This window comes from Amycolatopsis sp. FU40, from assembly GCF_021903635.1.
Classification (GTDB): domain Bacteria; phylum Actinomycetota; class Actinomycetes; order Mycobacteriales; family Pseudonocardiaceae; genus Amycolatopsis; species Amycolatopsis dendrobii.
This window is the reverse complement of record NZ_CP091381.1, coordinates 4,424,996-4,441,475: the sequence shown is the minus strand read 5'-3', so window position 1 is coordinate 4,441,475 and position 16,480 is coordinate 4,424,996. Positions and strand designations below refer to the sequence as shown.

At 69.6% G+C, this 16,480-nt stretch carries 19 protein-coding genes and 1 tRNA gene; 14 read left to right on the top strand and 6 right to left on the bottom strand.

Translation table 11 applies throughout. The features are described from left to right. Positions 1-2 precede the first annotated feature (2 nt). A complete protein-coding gene (locus L3Q65_RS21185; protein WP_182894321.1) occupies positions 3-968 on the top strand; it encodes an Lrp/AsnC family transcriptional regulator in 966 nt (321 codons plus the stop codon). Positions 969-972: 4 nt separating this feature from the next. Here the strand turns inward: L3Q65_RS21185 and helR are convergent, their stop codons facing one another. Beyond that, a complete protein-coding gene (helR, locus tag L3Q65_RS21180) occupies positions 973-3,144 on the bottom strand; it encodes an RNA polymerase recycling motor ATPase HelR (protein WP_237600614.1) in 2,172 nt (723 codons plus the stop codon). Positions 3,145-3,324: 180 nt separating this feature from the next. Here helR and L3Q65_RS21175 point away from each other — a divergent pair, with 180 nt between their 5' ends. Beyond that, a complete protein-coding gene (locus L3Q65_RS21175; RefSeq protein WP_237600613.1) occupies positions 3,325-3,597 on the top strand; it encodes a hypothetical protein in 273 nt (90 codons plus the stop codon). 213 nt (positions 3,598-3,810) lie between these two features. On the opposite strand, the gene L3Q65_RS21170 is transcribed toward L3Q65_RS21175, so the two are convergent. Further along, entirely contained in the window at positions 3,811-4,923 is a 1,113-nt protein-coding gene (locus L3Q65_RS21170; protein ID WP_182896477.1) for an aldo/keto reductase, read from the bottom strand. Positions 4,924-5,202: 279 nt separating this feature from the next. On the opposite strand from L3Q65_RS21170, the gene L3Q65_RS21165 reads away from it, so the two are divergent. Further along, on the top strand, positions 5,203-7,455 hold the full coding sequence (locus L3Q65_RS21165; protein ID WP_182896478.1) for an ATP-binding cassette domain-containing protein: 2,253 nt from the start codon (positions 5,203-5,205) through the stop codon (positions 7,453-7,455). Positions 7,456-7,471: 16 nt separating this feature from the next. Here L3Q65_RS21165 and soxR read toward each other — a convergent pair whose 3' ends face one another. Next, positions 7,472-7,933, bottom strand: a complete 462-nt coding sequence (gene soxR / locus L3Q65_RS21160; protein ID WP_237600612.1) for a redox-sensitive transcriptional activator SoxR — start codon at positions 7,931-7,933, stop codon at positions 7,472-7,474. A gap of 96 nt (positions 7,934-8,029) precedes the next feature. Between soxR and L3Q65_RS21155 the strand changes: the two genes are divergently transcribed. The 4 genes from L3Q65_RS21155 to infA all read left to right on the top strand — a co-directional run bounded on the left by L3Q65_RS21155 (position 8,030) and on the right by infA (position 10,784). Beyond that, positions 8,030-8,665: a DsbA family protein gene (locus tag L3Q65_RS21155; RefSeq protein WP_237600611.1), complete on the top strand. Its 636-nt coding sequence runs from the start codon at positions 8,030-8,032 to the stop codon at positions 8,663-8,665. Next, entirely contained in the window at positions 8,665-9,597 is a 933-nt protein-coding gene (locus L3Q65_RS21150) for an NADP-dependent oxidoreductase (protein ID WP_237600610.1), read from the top strand. The genes L3Q65_RS21155 and L3Q65_RS21150 overlap by 1 nt, the downstream gene beginning before the upstream one ends. A 184-nt stretch (positions 9,598-9,781) precedes the next feature. Next, on the top strand, positions 9,782-10,573 hold the full coding sequence (locus L3Q65_RS21145) for a GNAT family N-acetyltransferase (protein WP_237600609.1): 792 nt from the start codon (positions 9,782-9,784) through the stop codon (positions 10,571-10,573). Next, positions 10,563-10,784, top strand: a complete 222-nt coding sequence (gene infA / locus L3Q65_RS21140) for a translation initiation factor IF-1 (protein WP_037818449.1) — start codon at positions 10,563-10,565, stop codon at positions 10,782-10,784. The genes L3Q65_RS21145 and infA overlap by 11 nt, the downstream gene beginning before the upstream one ends. A 42-nt stretch (positions 10,785-10,826) precedes the next feature. Here infA and L3Q65_RS21135 read toward each other — a convergent pair whose 3' ends face one another. Next, positions 10,827-11,276, bottom strand: a complete 450-nt coding sequence (locus L3Q65_RS21135; protein ID WP_182896482.1) for an SRPBCC family protein — start codon at positions 11,274-11,276, stop codon at positions 10,827-10,829. Between the two features lie 45 nt (positions 11,277-11,321). Between L3Q65_RS21135 and L3Q65_RS21130 the strand changes: the two genes are divergently transcribed. Then, a complete protein-coding gene (locus L3Q65_RS21130) occupies positions 11,322-11,912 on the top strand; it encodes a TetR/AcrR family transcriptional regulator (protein WP_182896483.1) in 591 nt (196 codons plus the stop codon). Between the two features lie 31 nt (positions 11,913-11,943). On the opposite strand, the gene L3Q65_RS21125 is transcribed toward L3Q65_RS21130, so the two are convergent. Beyond that, entirely contained in the window at positions 11,944-12,204 is a 261-nt protein-coding gene (locus L3Q65_RS21125) for a hypothetical protein (protein ID WP_220508683.1), read from the bottom strand. A gap of 155 nt (positions 12,205-12,359) precedes the next feature. On the opposite strand from L3Q65_RS21125, the gene L3Q65_RS21120 reads away from it, so the two are divergent. The 5 genes from L3Q65_RS21120 (at position 12,360) to L3Q65_RS21100 (ending at position 15,142) form a co-directional block, all read left to right on the top strand. Continuing rightward, positions 12,360-12,433: transfer RNA gene (locus L3Q65_RS21120), tRNA-Ile, on the top strand. 315 nt (positions 12,434-12,748) lie between these two features. Continuing rightward, the gene (locus L3Q65_RS21115; RefSeq protein ID WP_182896485.1) at positions 12,749-13,099 is read left to right on the top strand and encodes a hypothetical protein; all 351 of its coding nucleotides are present in this window, start codon (positions 12,749-12,751) and stop codon (positions 13,097-13,099) included. Positions 13,100-13,633: 534 nt separating this feature from the next. After that, on the top strand, positions 13,634-14,002 hold the full coding sequence (locus L3Q65_RS21110; protein WP_182896486.1) for a helix-turn-helix transcriptional regulator: 369 nt from the start codon (positions 13,634-13,636) through the stop codon (positions 14,000-14,002). A gap of 1 nt (position 14,003) precedes the next feature. Beyond that, complete coding sequence (locus L3Q65_RS21105; RefSeq protein ID WP_237600608.1) at positions 14,004-14,651, top strand: SRPBCC family protein; 648 nt, start codon at positions 14,004-14,006, stop codon at positions 14,649-14,651. After that, the gene (locus L3Q65_RS21100) at positions 14,651-15,142 is read left to right on the top strand and encodes an SRPBCC family protein (protein ID WP_182896488.1); all 492 of its coding nucleotides are present in this window, start codon (positions 14,651-14,653) and stop codon (positions 15,140-15,142) included. Before L3Q65_RS21105 ends, L3Q65_RS21100 begins: the two co-directional genes overlap by 1 nt. Positions 15,143-15,764: 622 nt before the next feature. On the opposite strand, the gene L3Q65_RS21095 is transcribed toward L3Q65_RS21100, so the two are convergent. Next, complete coding sequence (locus L3Q65_RS21095) at positions 15,765-15,986, bottom strand: hypothetical protein (protein ID WP_237600607.1); 222 nt, start codon at positions 15,984-15,986, stop codon at positions 15,765-15,767. On the opposite strand from L3Q65_RS21095, the gene L3Q65_RS47620 reads away from it, so the two are divergent. Beyond that, entirely contained in the window at positions 15,924-16,283 is a 360-nt protein-coding gene (locus L3Q65_RS47620; protein WP_370648217.1) for a hypothetical protein, read from the top strand. The genes L3Q65_RS21095 and L3Q65_RS47620 overlap by 63 nt on opposite strands. Positions 16,284-16,480 lie beyond the last annotated feature (197 nt).

Here is a 16,480-nt window from a genome sequence, read left to right as displayed (position 1 = left end):
TGATGACCGCACGGTTGGACCCGCTCGACCGCCGGATCGCCGGCGCGCTGCAAGTCGACGGCCGCGCGTCCTGGCGGCGGATCGCGGAGGTGCTGGACGCGCCGGAGCGCACGGTGGCCCGTCGCGGGACGCACCTGCTGCGTACGGGCGTCGTGACGGTCGTCGCCGTTTCGCCGCACGGGGTGCCGCTGCTGGTGCGCGGCCGTTGCCGGGCCGGTCTCGGCCGTCCCGCGGGGACCGCGCTCGCGGGACGGCCGGAAACGAGCTTCTGCTACCTGATCACCGGACAGGGCGAACTGGTCGCCGAGGTCTTCTGCGACCGCAATCGGCTCCCGACTTTCATGTTCGACGAGATGGCGGCAATCCCCGGCTTGCACGATCTGACGGCCGATACCGTCACGCGCTACTACCGCACCATCCACGAATGGCAGCCCGGCCTGCTGAGCCCGGCCGAGACGGAGGCGATCTCGTCGCTGCCGCAGCCGACTCCGCAGCCCCGGCAGCCCGACGGCGTCGCCTTCAGCAGCGACGAACGCGCCATCGTGCGCGCGTTGCGCGAGGACGGCCGACGGACCCACGAGGAACTCGCCCGCGCCGCCGGGATCTCGGAATCGACCGTCCGTCGCCGGCTGGAAGCGTTGCGGCGGGAGGAAAAGGTGTTCATCCGGGCGGTGGTGGAACCGGCCGTGCTCGGGCTGCCGGTCGAGGCGCTGCTGTGGATCCGCTGCCGTCCGCACGACGTCGACGGCATCGGACGCGCGCTGCTGGGCTCGCCGTACGTGCGCTACGCGGCGGCGATGACGGGCGAGTACCAGCTGCTCGCTGACGTGACCTTGCCCGACATCGCCGCATTGCACGAGTTCGTCGGCAGTTCCGGCTGGTCCCGGCAGGCGGATTCGGTGCATACCGGGGTGGTCCTGAAGGCGTTGAAGCGCAGCAGCGTCCTCGCGCCCGAACTGCGCTCCTGACCGGCTAGCCGCGTTCCTCCAGTCCGTTCAGCACCGACGGCAACGCGCCGCGGTGCAGGACGCCGAGCCGTTGTGTCGCCCGGGTCAGCGCGACATACAGCTCGGCCGCGCCGCGCGGACCGTCCTCGAGAATCCGGTCCGGGTCCACGAGAAGCACGGCGTCGTACTCCAGCCCCTTCGTCTCCGCCGCCGCCACCGCGCCCGCCACGTCCGGCGGCCCGATCACGACGCTCGTCCCTTCCCGGCCCGCCTCGTCGCGGACGAAGTCCTCGACCGCGGCGGGCAATTCGTCGTCAGTGACCTTCCGCGACCACGGCCGGACCCCGCACGCGCGCACCGATTCCGGCGGCTCGGCCCCGGGCGCGAACTCGGCCAGCACCGCCGCCGCGACGGCCATGATTTCCGCCGGGGTGCGGTAGTTGACGGTGAGCGAACGGTAGGCCCAGCGGCCCGGGACGTACGGATCCAGCATCGTGCCCCAGTCGAGCGCACCCGCCGCCGACCGCCGCTGCGCCAGGTCGCCGACCACCGTGAACGACCGGCTCGGGCACCGCCGCATCAGCGCCCGCCAGTCCATTTCGGACAGTTCCTGGGCCTCGTCGACCACGACGTGGCGGTAGGTCCAGTCCCGGTCCGCCGCGGCGCGTTCGGCGAGGTCGCGGGTGTCGGACTCGACGAAGCGCTCGGCCAGGTCGGTGTCGTAGAGCAGGTGCTCGGCGGACAGGCCGATGTCCTCGTCCATCTCCTCGCGGTCGAGCCGCATGATGTCCAGCACGCCGGCCGCGTACTCGGCCTCCGCCTCGCGTTCGGCCGCGTCCTCCTTCTGTTTCGCCCGGTCCGGCGCCTTGCCGAGGAGGTCGATCAGCTCGTCCAGGAGCGGGACGTCCGACACCGTCCACGGCTCGCCCGGCTCGCGCAGCAGCGCCTCGTCGGCCCCGGCCGCGGCGAGCCGCGCGGGGGAGGAGTACAGCGTGGTCAGCAGGCTTTCCGGGGTCAGGATCGGCCAGAGGCGGTCGATCGCCTTGACGAACGCCGGGTCGGCGAGGAGCTCGTTGACGAGCGTGGACCGGAGGTCCTCCCATTCCTCCTTGTCGTCGCGTGTGAGCCACCCGCGCCCGATGCGGGCCATGGCGCGTTCGGTGAGCACATACGTGACGATCTCGACGAACACCGCCCGCGCCTCGTTGTGCGGCCGCCCGCTTTGGCGCGCCTCGTCACGGGCCCACTCGGCGGTCGCCGCGTCGATCCGGACGGTGGTGTCGCGCAGTTCGATCAGGATCGGCTCCTCGGGCAGCTCCTGCCGGTCCGCGACCGCCGCGTCGAGGACGTCGAGCATCCGCAGCGACCCCTTGAACAGCGCGATGTCCGGCTCGTCCTCGGCGTGCGCCCGCAGCCCCGGGAGCAGCCCGCCCGGGGTGGTGAACACCACGTCGGACTCGCCGAGCGACGGCAGCACGCGCCCGATGTGGTTCAGGAACGACGGATTCGGCCCGAGGACGAGCACGCCGTGGCGCTCCATCCGCTCGCGCTGCGTGTAGAGCAGATACGCGACGCGGTGGAGCGCCACGACGGTTTTCCCGGTTCCCGGCCCTCCCTCAATGACCAGGACGCCAGGATGGTCGAGCCGGATGATGCGGTCCTGCTCGGCCTGGATCGTCGCGACGATGTCCCGCATGCCCTCGCCGCGGGGCGCGTTGACCGCGGCGAGCAGGGCGTCGTTCTCCTCGCCGCTGCCCGGCCTGCCGAAGACCTCGTCGGTGAACGAGGCGACCTGCCGTCCGCGGGTGTGGAATTGCCGCCGTCGCCGCATGTTTTCGGGCGTGGCCGCGGTCGCGGTGTAAAACGCGCTCGACGCCGGCGCGCGCCAGTCGAGAAGCACGGGTTTGTAACCGTCGTCCTCGTCGAAAAGCCCGATCCGGCCGATGTAGGAATGGTCGCCTTCGAGCGTGTCGAGCCGCCCGAAACACAACCCGGAGTCGGCGACCGAAAGCCGCCGCGTTTCGCGCGTGAGCGCGCGCACCTCGACGTCGCGCTCGCCCGGAGCCTCGTCGTTTCGTTTGAGGGCAGCGGTGTAGCGCTCCTTGGCCCGCTTGCGCTCGCCGTCGAGCCGCCGGTACAGGCCGGCGACATAGTCCTGTTCGGACCGCAGTTCTTCTTCGTACCCCTGAGTTGACAAGTGCCCCTCGCTGCTGTTATTCTGAACTCAGATTCGGCGCGAACTTCTGATTGCCTGGTGAAGACGCGTCGATTTTTTATTGTCCACCTTCTGTCAAGGGGTGGGTGGACTGGTCTTTTTGTGCGGCGTTTCTGGCCTGTGGTTGCTGCGTGGGTCGGCGGGTTGCGTGGGTCGCAAGGCATGCTTGTCCCGAGCCGAGCCGAGCCGAGCCGAGCCGAGCCGAGCCGAGCCGAGCCGAGCCGAGCCGAGCCGAGCCGAGCCGAGCCGAGCCGAGCCGAGCCGAGCCGAGCCGAGCCGAGCCGAGCCGAGCCGAGCCGAGCCGAGCCGAGCCGAGCCGCGTCCGGCTACGCGGGCATGGATTCCGGCGTCGCGCGCCGACTCGTCAGCTCGGGCGAGTGGTGCGTCCCGATGCGCCGGGCCGGGTCCCGGTTCGGCGGCCTGGCGGCGGCGTGACGGACGTCCCGTCGGCGGCGCGACGTCCCCGCACGCCTTGAGTCCCGAACTCGCCCGCACCCATCTCGCACAACGGCCCCCGACGGCTGGATTTTCATGGTCGAGCAGCGATTCTGCGCCATCCCCCGGGGCTTGCGGCAAGCCCCGGGGTGCGCTATATCTTGAAAAGGGCGGAGGAAATCATTTGTTGCGGCGCGCGGAATCCCGCGCGGTTCACGCCTGCGCCGCCGGCGCCCAGTTCCGCACGACCGGTCGATACCCCTCCGGCTTGTCGCCCACCTTCGCGCCGGGGTTGATCAGCCACGACTGGTAGCCCGGCGTGAACATCCGGTACGGCCCGGCAGGCGGCACCTCGCTCGCGCGGTCCAGGGCGCCGCGCAGGTCGGCGGGCAGGGCGAAGTCGAGCGCGTGCATCGTCGCGTCCAGTTGCTCCGCGCTGCTCGCCCCGACGATCGCCGACGCGATGCCGGGCTGCGTCGCCACCCAGTTGATCGCGACCTGCGCCATCGTCACGTTCAGCTCGTCCGCGACCGTCTCGAGCGTCTTCAGCAGCTCCCACTGCTGCGCGGTCCAGGCCCCGGACCCGGTGGCGCCCTCGCCGGTCAACCGGCCCTCGCCGCTCAGGCCGTTCGACGAACTGCGGTATTTGCCGCTCAGGAACCCGCTGCCGAGCGGGCTCCACGCGGTGATTCCCAGGCCCAGCTCCAGGCCCGCCGGGACATGCTCCGTTTCGATCGTCCGCTCGATCAGCGAATACGGCAGCTGCAGACTGATCATCGGCGGCAGCGAATGCGCGTCGGCGAGAGTCTGCGCGCGGCTCGCGTACCAGGCAGGCACGTCCGAAAGCCCGGCGTACCGGATCTTCCCCGCTCGCACCAGGTCGTCGAACGTGCGCAGCACCTCCTCGACCGGCGTGATCCGATCCCACGTGTGCAGCAGGAACAGGTCGAGATAGTCGGTGCCCAGCCGGCGCAGCGACGCCTCCACCGACCGGATCATGTGCTTGCGCCCGTTGCCGCCCGCGTTGGGATCTCCCGGCTCGACGCTGTTGGTGAACTTCGACGTCAGCACGAGCCGGTCCCGGTTGCCCGCCTCGGCGATGAACTTGCCGAGCAGCCGCTCGCTCTCGCCTGCGGTGTAGAAATCCGCAGTGTCGACGAAGTTGCCGCCTTCCTCGACGTACTTGCGGAAGATCGGCCGCGCCTCCTCCTCGGACTTCCCGTAGGCGGCGTGGAACCCGTCGACGCCGAAGTTCATCGTGCCGAGCGCGAGCCTGCTCACCCGCAATCCGGACCGGCCGAGCAGGTAATACTGGTCAAGAGACATCGGGGTCCTCGCTCCGTTCCCGAAAACACGCGCGGGCCGTGCCCGCCTGGCCCGGCCAGGGTGCCTCCGGAAAAATGGACCAGCAAGTCCAAAATCCTGGGCCTCGCCGCGCAGCGAAGAACCGCGCCGGTCGCGTTCGCAGTGGATGTCCGTGAGGAAACCCTCCGGGGGAATCAGAGTCCCTCAGGATTCCCCTCACGGACGCCGGAGAGGCCGGTGTCCCGCGGCGCCGCGACCACGGCTGCTGAGCGAACCCCCGCGGGACGTAGGCTGCCAGACATGCCGTCGAACATGATCAGTCTCCGCGGTGTGCGCACTCACAACCTGGCCGACGTGGACGTGGACATCCCGAAGCACCAGCTGGTCGCGGTCACCGGCGTTTCCGGGTCCGGCAAGTCGTCGCTCGCGTTCGCGACGCTGGCGGCCGAGTCGCGGCGGCAGTTGTACTCGACGATGCCCGCGTTCGTCCGGACCAAACTCCCGCACGATCCGGCTCCGGAAGCCAGTTCGCTCAGCGGGCTCACGACCGTCGTCGTGGTGGATCAGCGGCCGCTCGGGACGAATTCGCGGTCGACGGTCGGCACCGCCACCGAGGTGTGGACGATGTTGCGGATGTTGTTCTCCCGCTTGGGCGAACCGTCCGCGGGATACTCGCCCGCCTACTCGTTCAACGATCCCTCCGGCATGTGCCCGGCGTGCGCGGGGCTCGGCACGGTCACCGACATCGACGGCGAGCGGATGATCGACCGCAGCCGTTCGCTCAACGACGGCGCGATGGTCTTCCCCAGTTTCGCGGTCGGCAGCTGGATCTGGAAGCGCTATGTCTACTCGGGATTCTTCGACAACGATCTGCCGTTGCGGGAATGGCCTGAAGACCTGGTGCAGTTCCTGCTGCACGGGCCGACGCAGAAGCCGCCGAATCCGTTGCCTCGCTTCCCGGCCAGCGCGAAGTACCAGTCGATGGTGCCGCGCATCCGGCGGCTGCTCGTGGAACGCGAGGCCAAGATGGGACCGGCGGTGCGGGCGGCGCTCGCCGACGTGACCCGGCAGCGGCCGTGCCCGGAGTGCGGCGGCAGCAGGCTCGCGCCGGCCGCGCGGGAGAGCCGGATCAACGGGGTGTCCATTGTGGACCTCGGATACCGCGACGCGGCGGGGCTGCTGGAATTCTGCGCCGGACTGGACCACGAGTGGGCGCGACCGCTGGTGGCGGCGCTGCGGTTGCGGCTGGAGTCGATGATCACGCTCGGCCTCGGGCATCTGCACTGCTACCGCGCGACGCCGACGCTGTCCGGCGGCGAGTCCCAGCGGCTGAAGCTGGTGCGGCACTTGGGCTCGAGCCTCACCGACCTCACCTACGTCCTGGACGAACCGACCGACGGGCTGCATCCGGCCGACGTCGCGTCCCTGGTCGACGTCCTGCGGCGGCTGCGCGACCACGGCAACACGGTGCTGGTGGTGGACCACCACGAAGCGGTGATGGTGGCGGCGGACCATGTCATCGACCTCGGTCCGGGAGCGGGCGAAGCGGGCGGACGCGTGGTGTTCCACGGTCCGCCGGCGAAGCTGCGGAAGGCGGACACGACGACCGCGCGGGCGTTGCGCACCGGCGTCCGGCTCAAGGACACGCTGCGCGAACCCACCGGCTGGCTGCCGTTGCGCGGACTGGACCGGCACACGCTGCGCGACATCGACGTCGACGTGCCGACCGGCGTGCTCACGGTGATCACCGGGGTGGCAGGGTCGGGGAAGTCGACGCTGGCGGGCGAACTCGCCGGGCGGCATCCGCGGTTCACGGTCGTCGACCAGAGCCAGATCGTCGCGACGACCCGGTCGACGGTCGGCACCTGGCTCGGGCTCGCCGATCCGGTCCAGCGCGCGTTCGCCGAGGTGAGCGGCGAGTCGCCGAAGCTGTTCAACCCGCGGTCGCAGGGCGGGTGCCCGGCCTGCCGCGGCACCGGCGTGCGACGCACCGACCTGGCGTTCCTCGAGGACGTCGACACGCCGTGCGAGGAGTGCGACGCGACCGGATTCCGCGCCGAGGCACTGGAACCCCGGCTCGAAGGACGGACGGTGCTCGAAGTGCTGGGCACGCCGGTGTCGGCGCTGTCCCGGTACGTGCCGCATCCGGACGTGGTCCGGCTGGCCGCGCTGCTCGGCGAACTGGGCCTCGGGCACCTCGCGAGCGGCCGCACGCTCGACACGCTCTCCGGCGGCGAGCGGCAGCGGCTGAAACTCGCCCGCCAGCTCGACTCGACCGGCGACGACCTGCTCGTCGACGAACCCACCGCCGGCCTGCACCCCAGCGACACCACGCGGATGGTGGCGCTGCTGGACCGGCTCGTCGACGAGGGCCGGACGCTCGTCGTGGTCGAGCATTCGCTGCACGTCGTCGCCGCGGCGGACTGGGTGCTCGACCTCGGTCCCGGCGCGGGCGAGAACGGCGGCCAGGTGCTCTACACCGGCACGCCGAAGGGACTCGCCGAGCACGACGGCGCGACGGGACGCTACTTCCGGGCCGCGCTCGGCGGCTAGACCCGCCCGGTTCCCCTCACGACCCGCAGCCAGGGAACCGGCGCGCCCCGGTGCCGCTCTGCCCGAGAACGTCGTCCGGATTCGAGTACGGGCAGGATTTCAGCGACAGGCAGCCGCAGCCGATGCAGTCGGAGAACCGGTCGCGCAGCGCGGTCAGCTCCTCGATCCGCGCGGTGAGGCGGTCGTGCCAGCGGCGGGAGATGCGCACCCAGTCGCGTTTGGTGGGGATGCGCTGGTCCGGCAGTTCGGCGAGCGCGTCCTTGATCTCCTCCAGCGACACCCCGACGCGCTGGGCGGTCCGGATGAAGGCGATCATGCGCAGCGTGTCGCGCCGGTACTCGCGCCGGTTGCCGCTCGTGCGCCTGCTCGCGATGAGCCCGCGGCTCTCATAATAGTGCAGCGTCGGGACGCTCACGCCGGCGCGTTCGGCGATCTGTCCCGGCTTCAGCCAGACGACCTCGCGCGTGATCTGGGGCATGGCAGCTCTTTCCGTGCTTGACATCAAGTCCGCTTGATGAAGTCCACTGTAAGCACCGCCCGGCAGAAGGCGGCGAGTGCGCGCGAAGGGGATTTTGTGACGACTGCGACCCTGCGAGTATGGGCCGACGTGTTGTGTCCGTGGTGCTGGATGGGACACCGCCGCCTCGCGCAAGCGATTGCGGAGTCCGGGGTTCCGGCCCGGATCGAGCACCGGAGTTTTCTTCTCGGCCCGGACGGACCCGGTCCGGGGCGGCGGCGGATCGCGGAGACCGCGGCCGTCGAATGGGGGATGAGCCCGGCGGAATGGGGGAGCCGCCGGGACCGGATCGAGCGGGCGGGACGTGCCGACGGGCTGGCCATCCGCATGGACACCGCGTGGGCGCTCGATTCCCGGCCCGCGCACCGCGTGCTGAAGCTGGCCGCGGCGCGGGGACTGGACGAAACCGCGGCGTGGGAGGCGATGTTCGCCGCGCACCTGCGCGACAACCTCGACCTGGCGGACTGGGGTGTGCTGGCGGAGGTGGAAACCGGATTGGAGCGCGACGAGGTGCTCGCGCTCGGCGACAACGAGGAGTACGTGGCGGAAGTGCTGGCAGATCACGAAGAAGGACAGGCGCGCGGGATCAGTTCCGTGCCGACTGTCGTGCATGGCGACCGCCTTCTCGCCGGGGCGCGCAACGTCGACGAACTGGCGGAATTCGTCCGGGCGGCAGCGAAGGCGGTGGCGTGATGTCCGAGATTCCGACGGTGATGCGCGCCGCCGCGATTGACGAGTTCGGGCCTGCGGAACTGCTGACCGTCCACCAGGTACCGACGCCGCTCGCGGAGCCGGGGCAGGTGCTGGTGCGCGTCGAGGCCGCTGGCGTTCAGCCGACCGACGTCGCGATCCGGGACGGCTGGACACCGCCGGGCGCGACCGTCGCGTTCCCGCAGATCCTGGGCAACGAGTTCGCCGGCACGATCGTCCAGGTCGGCGCGGGGGTGACCGAATTCGAGACAGGACAACAGGTTTCCGGGTTCCGGGTGCTCGGCTGCTACGCCGAGTACGTCACCGCGCCGGTCGGCCAGGTGGTCGTCAAACCGGAGAAGGTCGATTGGCTGACGGCGGGTGCGTTGTCCGCTTCCGGGCAGACTGCGCACACCGCGTTGGAACGGCTCGGTGCCCGGTCCGGCGAGACGATCCTGATTCACGGAGCGGCTGGCGGCGTCGGCTCGATGGCAGTCCAGCTGGCACGCCACCGCGGTCTGCGCGTGATCGGGACGGGCAGCGCGGGAAACCAGGAATATCTCCGCACGCTAGGCGCCATCCCAGTGGTTTACGGCGAAGGAGAACTCGGCCGCCTCCGCGAAGCCGCCCCGAAGGGGATCGACCTTGCTCTCGACACCGCCGGGCACGGGAATCTTCGCACTGCGGCGGCGATAGTGGCTGACCGCGGCCGGATCGGGTCCATTGTGGAGCCGCCGCTGGCCGCGGAACTCGGCGGGCAGTGGATCACCAGCGACCGGTCCGCCCAGCGGCTGCGCGAACTGCTCGATCTGTGCGCGCGGGGAGAACTGCGGGTGGCGGTCCGGGCGGAGTACCCGCTCGACGACGCCGCGAGCGCCCATCGCGACGTCGCCGCCGGACACGGTCGCGGCAAGGTAGTGCTGCGGATCGGCTGACGTAATTCGGTGGACGCGGGTCGTCGCGTGCCGTTATGGTTCGCCCGACCGTGACTCGACGCCAGGAGGTGAGACCCATGAACGCTGTTTCGATGTGGGTGCTCCCCGTGTCGTCACGGTCGGGCGACTGACGTAGGGGTTGCCAGGAGCGCCTTGAGCAAAGGCACTCCGAAAGGTGACCACCATGGACACTGTGCGTTTCACCGCGGGCGAACCCGCGGTGAGCATCACCCGGGTCGAACCCCGGCTCTGGCAGGCGCTGGACGACGGCCGGCTGGCCGGTCGCGCCGAAGCCACCACCCGGCCCGACGGACGGGTCTTCCTCAGCGTCGACGCCTGGCATCGCTCGGTCTTCGACCAGCTGGCCCGCGAGATGCTGGCCGCACTGCCGGACCCGCTCCACACCGTGGTCGACGAAACCGACCGCGAGCTGCTGGACGGCTGGCAACGGGCCGGTCTGACGGTCCGGCGGCGCGAGTGGGAGTACGTCGTGCCCACGGATCCGCGGGTCACCGGGCCGGTCGTGCTGCCGCCGGGCGTCACGGCCGTGCCCGCCGGATCCGCGGCTGAGGCTCCGTTGCGCGAGCTGGACCGCGTCGTCCGCGCCGAGGTCGAGGCGAGCGTGGGCTGGTCGGAGATGCCGGCCGAGGTGCTGCCTCGGCCGGCTGGCGACACCGTCGTAGACCCGGCGAAGTACGCCGTGGCTGTCGAGGACGGCGAGTACGTCGGTCTGCTCCGGGTGGTTCAGGTGACGCGCCTGCCCCGGATCGGGCTCATCGCCGTCCGCGCGGATCGGCGCCGCCGCGGCATCGCGCGCGGACTGTTGCTGCACACGCTCGGCGTCCTGCATCGAGCGGGAATCCCGAAGGCGTCAGCCGAAGTGAACGAGGCCAACGACGCCGCGACGGCGCTGTTCGAGGGCATCGGCGCGCGGCGGGCGAACAGCACGGTGGAGTTGATGCGCCATGGCCGGTAAGGGCGGGATCGAAGTCGAGGGAACCGTGGTCGAGTGCCTGCGCGACGCCCGGTTCACCGTCGAGCTGGCGAACGGGCACCACGTGCTGGCCCACATCAGCGGCAAGATCAGGAAGAACTTCATCAAGATCGTCCCGTTCGACCGGGTTCTGGTGGAGCTGAGCCCGTACGACCTCGACCGGGGCCGGATCCTGTTCCGGTACCGGAACTAGCCCGGCCCGTCCTTGCGGTCCCCGCCGGGACCGCAAGGACGGTCAGCTCGTTTTCGCGGCGGCGAGCTCGGTCAGCGCGGCGCATTTGCGGCCGAAGTTCGCCACGATGTCGGCGCCGATGATCCGCACCATGACCGCGCGCAACGGGGTGTCGAGGACGATGCGCTGGGTCAGCTCGGCCCCGCCGGGGACGGCCGCGACGCTCAGCCGGAGGTCCATCGTTCCGAGCGGAACGGGCTGGCGGAGGGTGAACTCGTGGCCGGGCCGCCAGCTCGTGAAGGTGAAGTCCTTCGCGATTTTCGCGTGCACGCCGCCGCGGAATCCGCCGCTGGGGTAAAGGAATCCGGTCGAACCCGTCGCGACCGGCCCGTGCAGCGCGACGCGCGCGACGTCCGGGTCCCAGCGCGGCCAGTTCTCGACGTCGGCGAGGACGTCCCAGAGCGCGGCCGGGTCGACGGCGAGGGTGCGGGTGGAGGTTCTGTCCCAGGTCATGCCCCCGAAGATATACGGAACTGCCAGTCTCGTAAACTGTGCTCCATGACGCACAACCGGCGCGGACGGCCGCGGGAGCAGGGAATCGACGCGGCGGTGCGGACCGCGGTCAACGAACTGCTGGAGGAGGTCGGCTACCAGCGGTGCACGGTCGACGCGATCGCCGCGCGCGCCGGGGTCGGCAAGGCGGCGCTCTACCGGCGCTGGAAGTCGAAAGGGGAACTCGTCTTCGCCGCGGTCGTGCACGACGACGCCATCGCGGCACCCCCCGACACCGGCACCCTGCGCGGCGACGTGGCGGGCGTCCTCGCCGACATTCAGTCCGCTTTGGAGGGTCCGCAAGTGCGCAACGCCTTGCCCGGCCTGCTCGCCGACCTCCGCGTCGAAGACGCGCCCGCCGCCCGGCTAGGCGAGTTGTTCCTGGTGCGAGAACGGGCTTACCTGACAGAAGTGCTCGACCGCGCGATCGCCCGCGGCGAACTGGCCCGGCGCCCCGAAGTGCCCGTGGTGCACGCGATGCTGCTCGGCTCGGTCTTCGCCTGGCTGCACCTTCTGCGCGAAGCAGTGCCACCCGGCGGCCTCGCCGACGCCCTCGCGCCCGGCTTGTACGGCGCCATTGCCGAGCTGGGCAGGTAATTTCCCCCGCGCCCGCAACGGATCCCGCGTTTCACCGCCGCGGCCGGGGCGACGGCTTACGCCGGGATAACTCGTCCGCGATTATCGCCTCCATGCGGGAGTTCGTACTGCGAAGCACGCGGTATCCGCGGTATGCCACCACGATTACCGCAATCCCGACGACCGCGGCGATCGACAGAACCGGCCCGTGCGAGACCAGCGTGTTGCGATAGTCGCGGGCGAGGTAGCCCAGCCCGAGCCCGGCGGCGAGAGCGTCGAGAAGCGCGAGCGGAACCCGTCCGGGGATGGGCATAGCGGTCTCCTCTCGGGACCCCGACCTCAGCAATCTAGGCGACCCGAGGCCTCCGCGAGCCGTCTCGACCCGATCGGCCTACGCTCCCCGGCCTGTGCGGAGCCTGTGCTAAGTTGACGTGAACTGGGGGGATCGACCTGCGGAAGCGAACCCAGGGGCCGGTAGCTCAGTTGGTTAGAGCAGGGGACTCATAATCCCTTGGCCGTCGGTTCGAGCCCGACCCGGCCCACTCTGCCCCTCTTTGTATAGGGTCTGACCTGCGAAAACAGCCTCGAAACGATCTTGAGCCGAGGTGTCGCGGAGGCGCTGGAGACGAGTGCAGCGCTGGTACAGCAAGGGATTGTTCGAGCAGGCCTGTTTTCCTGACCGCCGTTGAGGCACGGCTGGGGGGTACTGGGGCCCGATGGCATCAGGGGACTGGTCTCGGGTTGGGGACCGCGCCTGAGGGTCAGCGACCGCGCCGGCTCGCCGATCGACGCTTGCCTCGACACCGTGGCTATGCTGGTCGACTACCTCGACGACGAAGACATGTCGATGCTGGCTTTTGAAATTAGCCGCCGGGAGCTGGAACTGTACTTCGCGCACCAATAAGTCGCTGTCGCACAGTTGCATCGCGAAGAAGTATCCGAACCTGCAGCAGTTCTGGCGCTGGCTCGGCGACGTGGAAGAGGTTGTCGAGTTGTCTCCGTTCTGCAAAATCGAGGTGCCGCATTTTCCGGGCAAGCCGCCGACGGCCTTGCGGGAAAATGAGCTGAAGGTACTGCTCGCCGCTGCGAAAAGAAAAGAATTCACCGAGCTGCGGGGCAGAGCGGATATTCTGGTGCCGATTGACTGCGGAGTCCGGACCGGCAAGCTGCCGTTGTTGAGCGTGGCGAACCCTGTGGAGCGGGATTGACGCCCTTGTAGGGAAAGGTTTGGTGCCAGACCGCGGCTCCGGTTCCCGACGGTCCGCCGATGCGCGACCTCTGTGGATCTGCCTGATTCACGACACTCATGATCGAGAGGACGCGCCTGCCGCGGCACGGCGTGCGGCGCGAGCTGGACCGCACGGTCGGCGCGATATCGGTCCGGCACGAGGTCTTCGTGACTTTCACCGGCCCGAAACACCCTCCTGCGGCACCCGGCAGCAGCCGTCGGCGGTGGTGTCGACGGGCGCGCCGTTGTTCTGCATCGGGCTCTCGACGGCCTCGCGGAGTCGTTGCGCGCGCTCGGTGTGCGACGCGTCAGCTGGGGTCCGCTGCGAGTCCCGGGGAACGGACAAGGGAGAGCATGCATGGCAGGGCCGGTTTCATCTGATGCTGGATGTCGGTCTTGCTCGGCACCGGCACTGATCGGGCGTACCGAGTGTCGGTGATCGCCGACATCGAGAGCGGCCGGGCGTAGTATCAACCGTCGCTTATATAAGCCAGACCTGGTATGTTTCTGGTTCGTGAACGCGTTCGACATCCTCGGCGACCCGGTCCGCCGGCGCATTCTGGAGTTGCTCGCCGGCGGTGAGCGGACGTCGGGGGCGATCACGGACGTGATCCGGGCTGAGTTCGCCTTGTCCCAGCCTGCTGTCTCCCAGCATCTGCGCGTTCTGCGGGAGAGCGGGTTCGCGTCGGTCCGTGCGGAGGGGGCTCGCCGGTTCTACGCCGTCGACCCCTCGCCGCTGAAGGAGATCGACGTGTGGTTGGGCCGGTTTCGCGGATTCTGGGAGCAGCGGCTCGATGCTCTGGGAACCGAGCTGGCCCGCGGCAGGCGCGCATCCCGGACCTCCGGCGCTCGCGAGAGCGATCCATCAGCGGAAGGAACGTGACATGAAGGACGTGCTGGACGAACTGGCCGCTGCGCGCCGCTCGATGGGCGCGACGACGCTGCCCGCCGGAGAGGCTTACACGGTCGAGTTGCGGCGTCGCTACGACGCGCCGGTCGAGGACGTGTGGAACGCCGTCACCGACCCTCAGCGGCTGGCCCGCTGGTTGAAGCCGGTCACCGGGGACCTGCGGCTGGGCGGGTCGTTCGAGCTGGAGGGCGGCGAGCACGGCGAGATCCTCCGGTGCGAACCGCCGGGTCTGCTGCGGGTGTCCTGGCTCTTCGGGCCCGACGCCGACGAGTGGCCGGGCACGAGCGAGGTCGAGGTGCGGCTGTCCCCGGGTCCTGCCGGGGATACCGAGTTCGAGCTGGTCCATGCGGCGGCCGTCGGGGAGCCCATGTTCCCGACCTACGGGCCCGGTGCCGGCGGGGTGGGCTGGGACCTGCATCTCCTTGCTCTGGCCCGGTTCCTGGCCGACGGCCCGGTCCTCGATGACGAGGAGTTCCGGACCTCGCCCGAGGGGCGCGAGTTCGTGCGGCGCAGCGCTGTGGCCTGGGGCGAAGCTCACTTGGCCGCAGGTGGCGATCCGCAGCACACAGCGTCGGCGGTCGAGGCCACCACCGCGTTCTACGCCGGCGAGGCGAGCGCTTGATGAAGTACACCACGTCGATCGAGATCGCCCTGCCGCGGGAGAAAGTGCTCCGGCTGATCGCCGACCCCGCGCACCTGCCGAAGTGGTTGCGGGGCCTGGTGCTGCACGAGCCGGTCACAGGGGCGCACGGCCGCGTCGGCACCACCTCGCGTGTCGTGTTCCAGACGGGCAAGCACAGGATGGAAGCCACCGAGACCATCACGCGCCTGGAACCTGAAAGCCTGCAGGCCGTCCCCAGTTCGGTCGTCGTGCACTACGACCGCGAAATCGTCGGCGCGGGCATGCGGCAGGCACAGCGCGACCGGCTCGTCGACGCCGGTCCGGGCACCACGCTGTGGGAGAGCGAGAGCGAGTTCCGGTTCGACGGATTGCTGATGCGGCTGGCGGGGCTTGCGATGCCCGGCTCCTTCCGCAAGCAGTCGCGGCAGCACATGGAGGACTTCAAGGCGTTCGCCGAGCACGGGACGGACGTCCGCCAAACGACGGACTGATCTGCTGTCGAGGTGAGTCCGAGCATCACGGTTAGCGATGCACCCACCCAACGCGTCGACCTGTACGCCGCGATCCGGCCCGACGACAAGGCTGGATTGTCCAGGCGCGCTCTGCGGCGTTGGAGTCAGCGCGGTCCAGAAAGCCGAAGCCGCCACCGAAGCGAGGATCCTGGCTTGACCGCTGCCGGGGTCGTGTCACACGGGATGGTGCGCGACTACGCTGTCACCCGACGGCGTGAGATCGCATCGGCGTCGGGCGGACGCCATACTGTGCTGGCTCGGGCTGAAACCCGGGTGCGCGCGACGCGATCGTGTCGTGGTCGGAGTGGACCTGGTCCGGCAGCCCGGCGGCGTGAGCTTCAGCTTGGTCGGCTTGCGGCACACTCGACCAATCCGTCAGCTACCGACCCGCTGATACCCCCGTCGCGCTGCAAGAGCTCCGCGGCCTGCGGACACGGCTCACCGCCCATCGCCGCCCCGCCGTCACCGTGCTCTGAGACCAGGCCTGCCGGACGGAATCGGTGGGTTTCCCGTACAGCGCGGCCACACCGACCCGAGCCTTCGGCAGCGCAGCAGGCCGGTGGGTTCTCGACTGCGACGCTGAATGCGGCGTTCAGCTGTGCTATCGCTGCGGTCCTGGGAACACGGTGCCGAGACCGCTCTGCTGCTCGCCGCTGCCGAGTATCTGGTCGAAGGCCGCCACCAGGAACCCGATCCGGCCCCGGACCGGGTTCTCCGGCAGGCCGGCGACGCTCTTCGGGGCGAGATCCGCGGAGATGAATTGTGCGGACGGCTTGGTGGTGCGGAATTCTCCGCGGTTCTCCCGGACGCGCAATCGATGCAATTATCGCTTCGTCTCAGGCGCAATGCAAAGGCCGCTATGCGGTGGAAACGGATTGCTCGGCCAGGAGCGAACGAGAACGACAGCAGAGAACAGATGGGCTGTTCAGAGGCGATTCCTAGGGTAGCTGGTCCGGTTGGATCTGGCGAGTTTGTGATTCGGACTAGGGGCTTGACCCGTTCGGACTTGGCGGCCGGAACAGGTCGGGGAAGGTCGCTTCTCGTCTGTAATGCCCTCGTCGAGGGCGGCACAGATGAACATCTCTTCCGTCGACAACAACTGATCACGAATATCCCGTAGCCTGGTTCTGTTGCTTCACGTCGGAAAGCGAATCCGGTCCCCGGCGAATGCGTGTGCGGCCGGCTGGCGAGCCCGCAGGCTGACGTCCCGGGACCGGCCAACTCGGAAGAGCCGGAGGAAGGCTCTCGGATGGAGAGCAACGGAATTGTCTTCGTCACGAGGAGAGGCGGCATCGTGATCAGACGGGGTTTTCGGAG

Excerpts from the sequence above, each read along its gene's own strand:
- L3Q65_RS21105 (WP_237600608.1), top strand. The coding sequence starts at position 14,004 with ATGAAGGACGTGCTGGACGAACTGGCCGCTGCGCGCCGCTCGATGGGC.
- L3Q65_RS21170 (WP_182896477.1), bottom strand. The coding sequence starts at position 4,923 with ATGTCTCTTGACCAGTATTACCTGCTCGGCCGGTCCGGATTGCGGGTG.
- infA (WP_037818449.1), top strand. The coding sequence starts at position 10,563 with ATGGCCGGTAAGGGCGGGATCGAAGTCGAGGGAACCGTGGTCGAGTGC.
- L3Q65_RS21185 (WP_182894321.1), top strand. The coding sequence starts at position 3 with ATGACCGCACGGTTGGACCCGCTCGACCGCCGGATCGCCGGCGCGCTG.
- L3Q65_RS21135 (WP_182896482.1), bottom strand. The coding sequence starts at position 11,276 with ATGACCTGGGACAGAACCTCCACCCGCACCCTCGCCGTCGACCCGGCC.
- L3Q65_RS21165 (WP_182896478.1), top strand. The coding sequence starts at position 5,203 with ATGCCGTCGAACATGATCAGTCTCCGCGGTGTGCGCACTCACAACCTG.
- L3Q65_RS21175 (WP_237600613.1), top strand. The coding sequence starts at position 3,325 with ATGCTTGTCCCGAGCCGAGCCGAGCCGAGCCGAGCCGAGCCGAGCCGA.
- L3Q65_RS21130 (WP_182896483.1), top strand. The coding sequence starts at position 11,322 with ATGACGCACAACCGGCGCGGACGGCCGCGGGAGCAGGGAATCGACGCG.
- L3Q65_RS21100 (WP_182896488.1), top strand. The coding sequence starts at position 14,651 with ATGAAGTACACCACGTCGATCGAGATCGCCCTGCCGCGGGAGAAAGTG.
- soxR (WP_237600612.1), bottom strand. The coding sequence starts at position 7,933 with ATGCCCCAGATCACGCGCGAGGTCGTCTGGCTGAAGCCGGGACAGATC.
- L3Q65_RS21150 (WP_237600610.1), top strand. The coding sequence starts at position 8,665 with ATGTCCGAGATTCCGACGGTGATGCGCGCCGCCGCGATTGACGAGTTC.
- L3Q65_RS21125 (WP_220508683.1), bottom strand. The coding sequence starts at position 12,204 with ATGCCCATCCCCGGACGGGTTCCGCTCGCGCTTCTCGACGCTCTCGCC.
- L3Q65_RS21145 (WP_237600609.1), top strand. The coding sequence starts at position 9,782 with ATGGACACTGTGCGTTTCACCGCGGGCGAACCCGCGGTGAGCATCACC.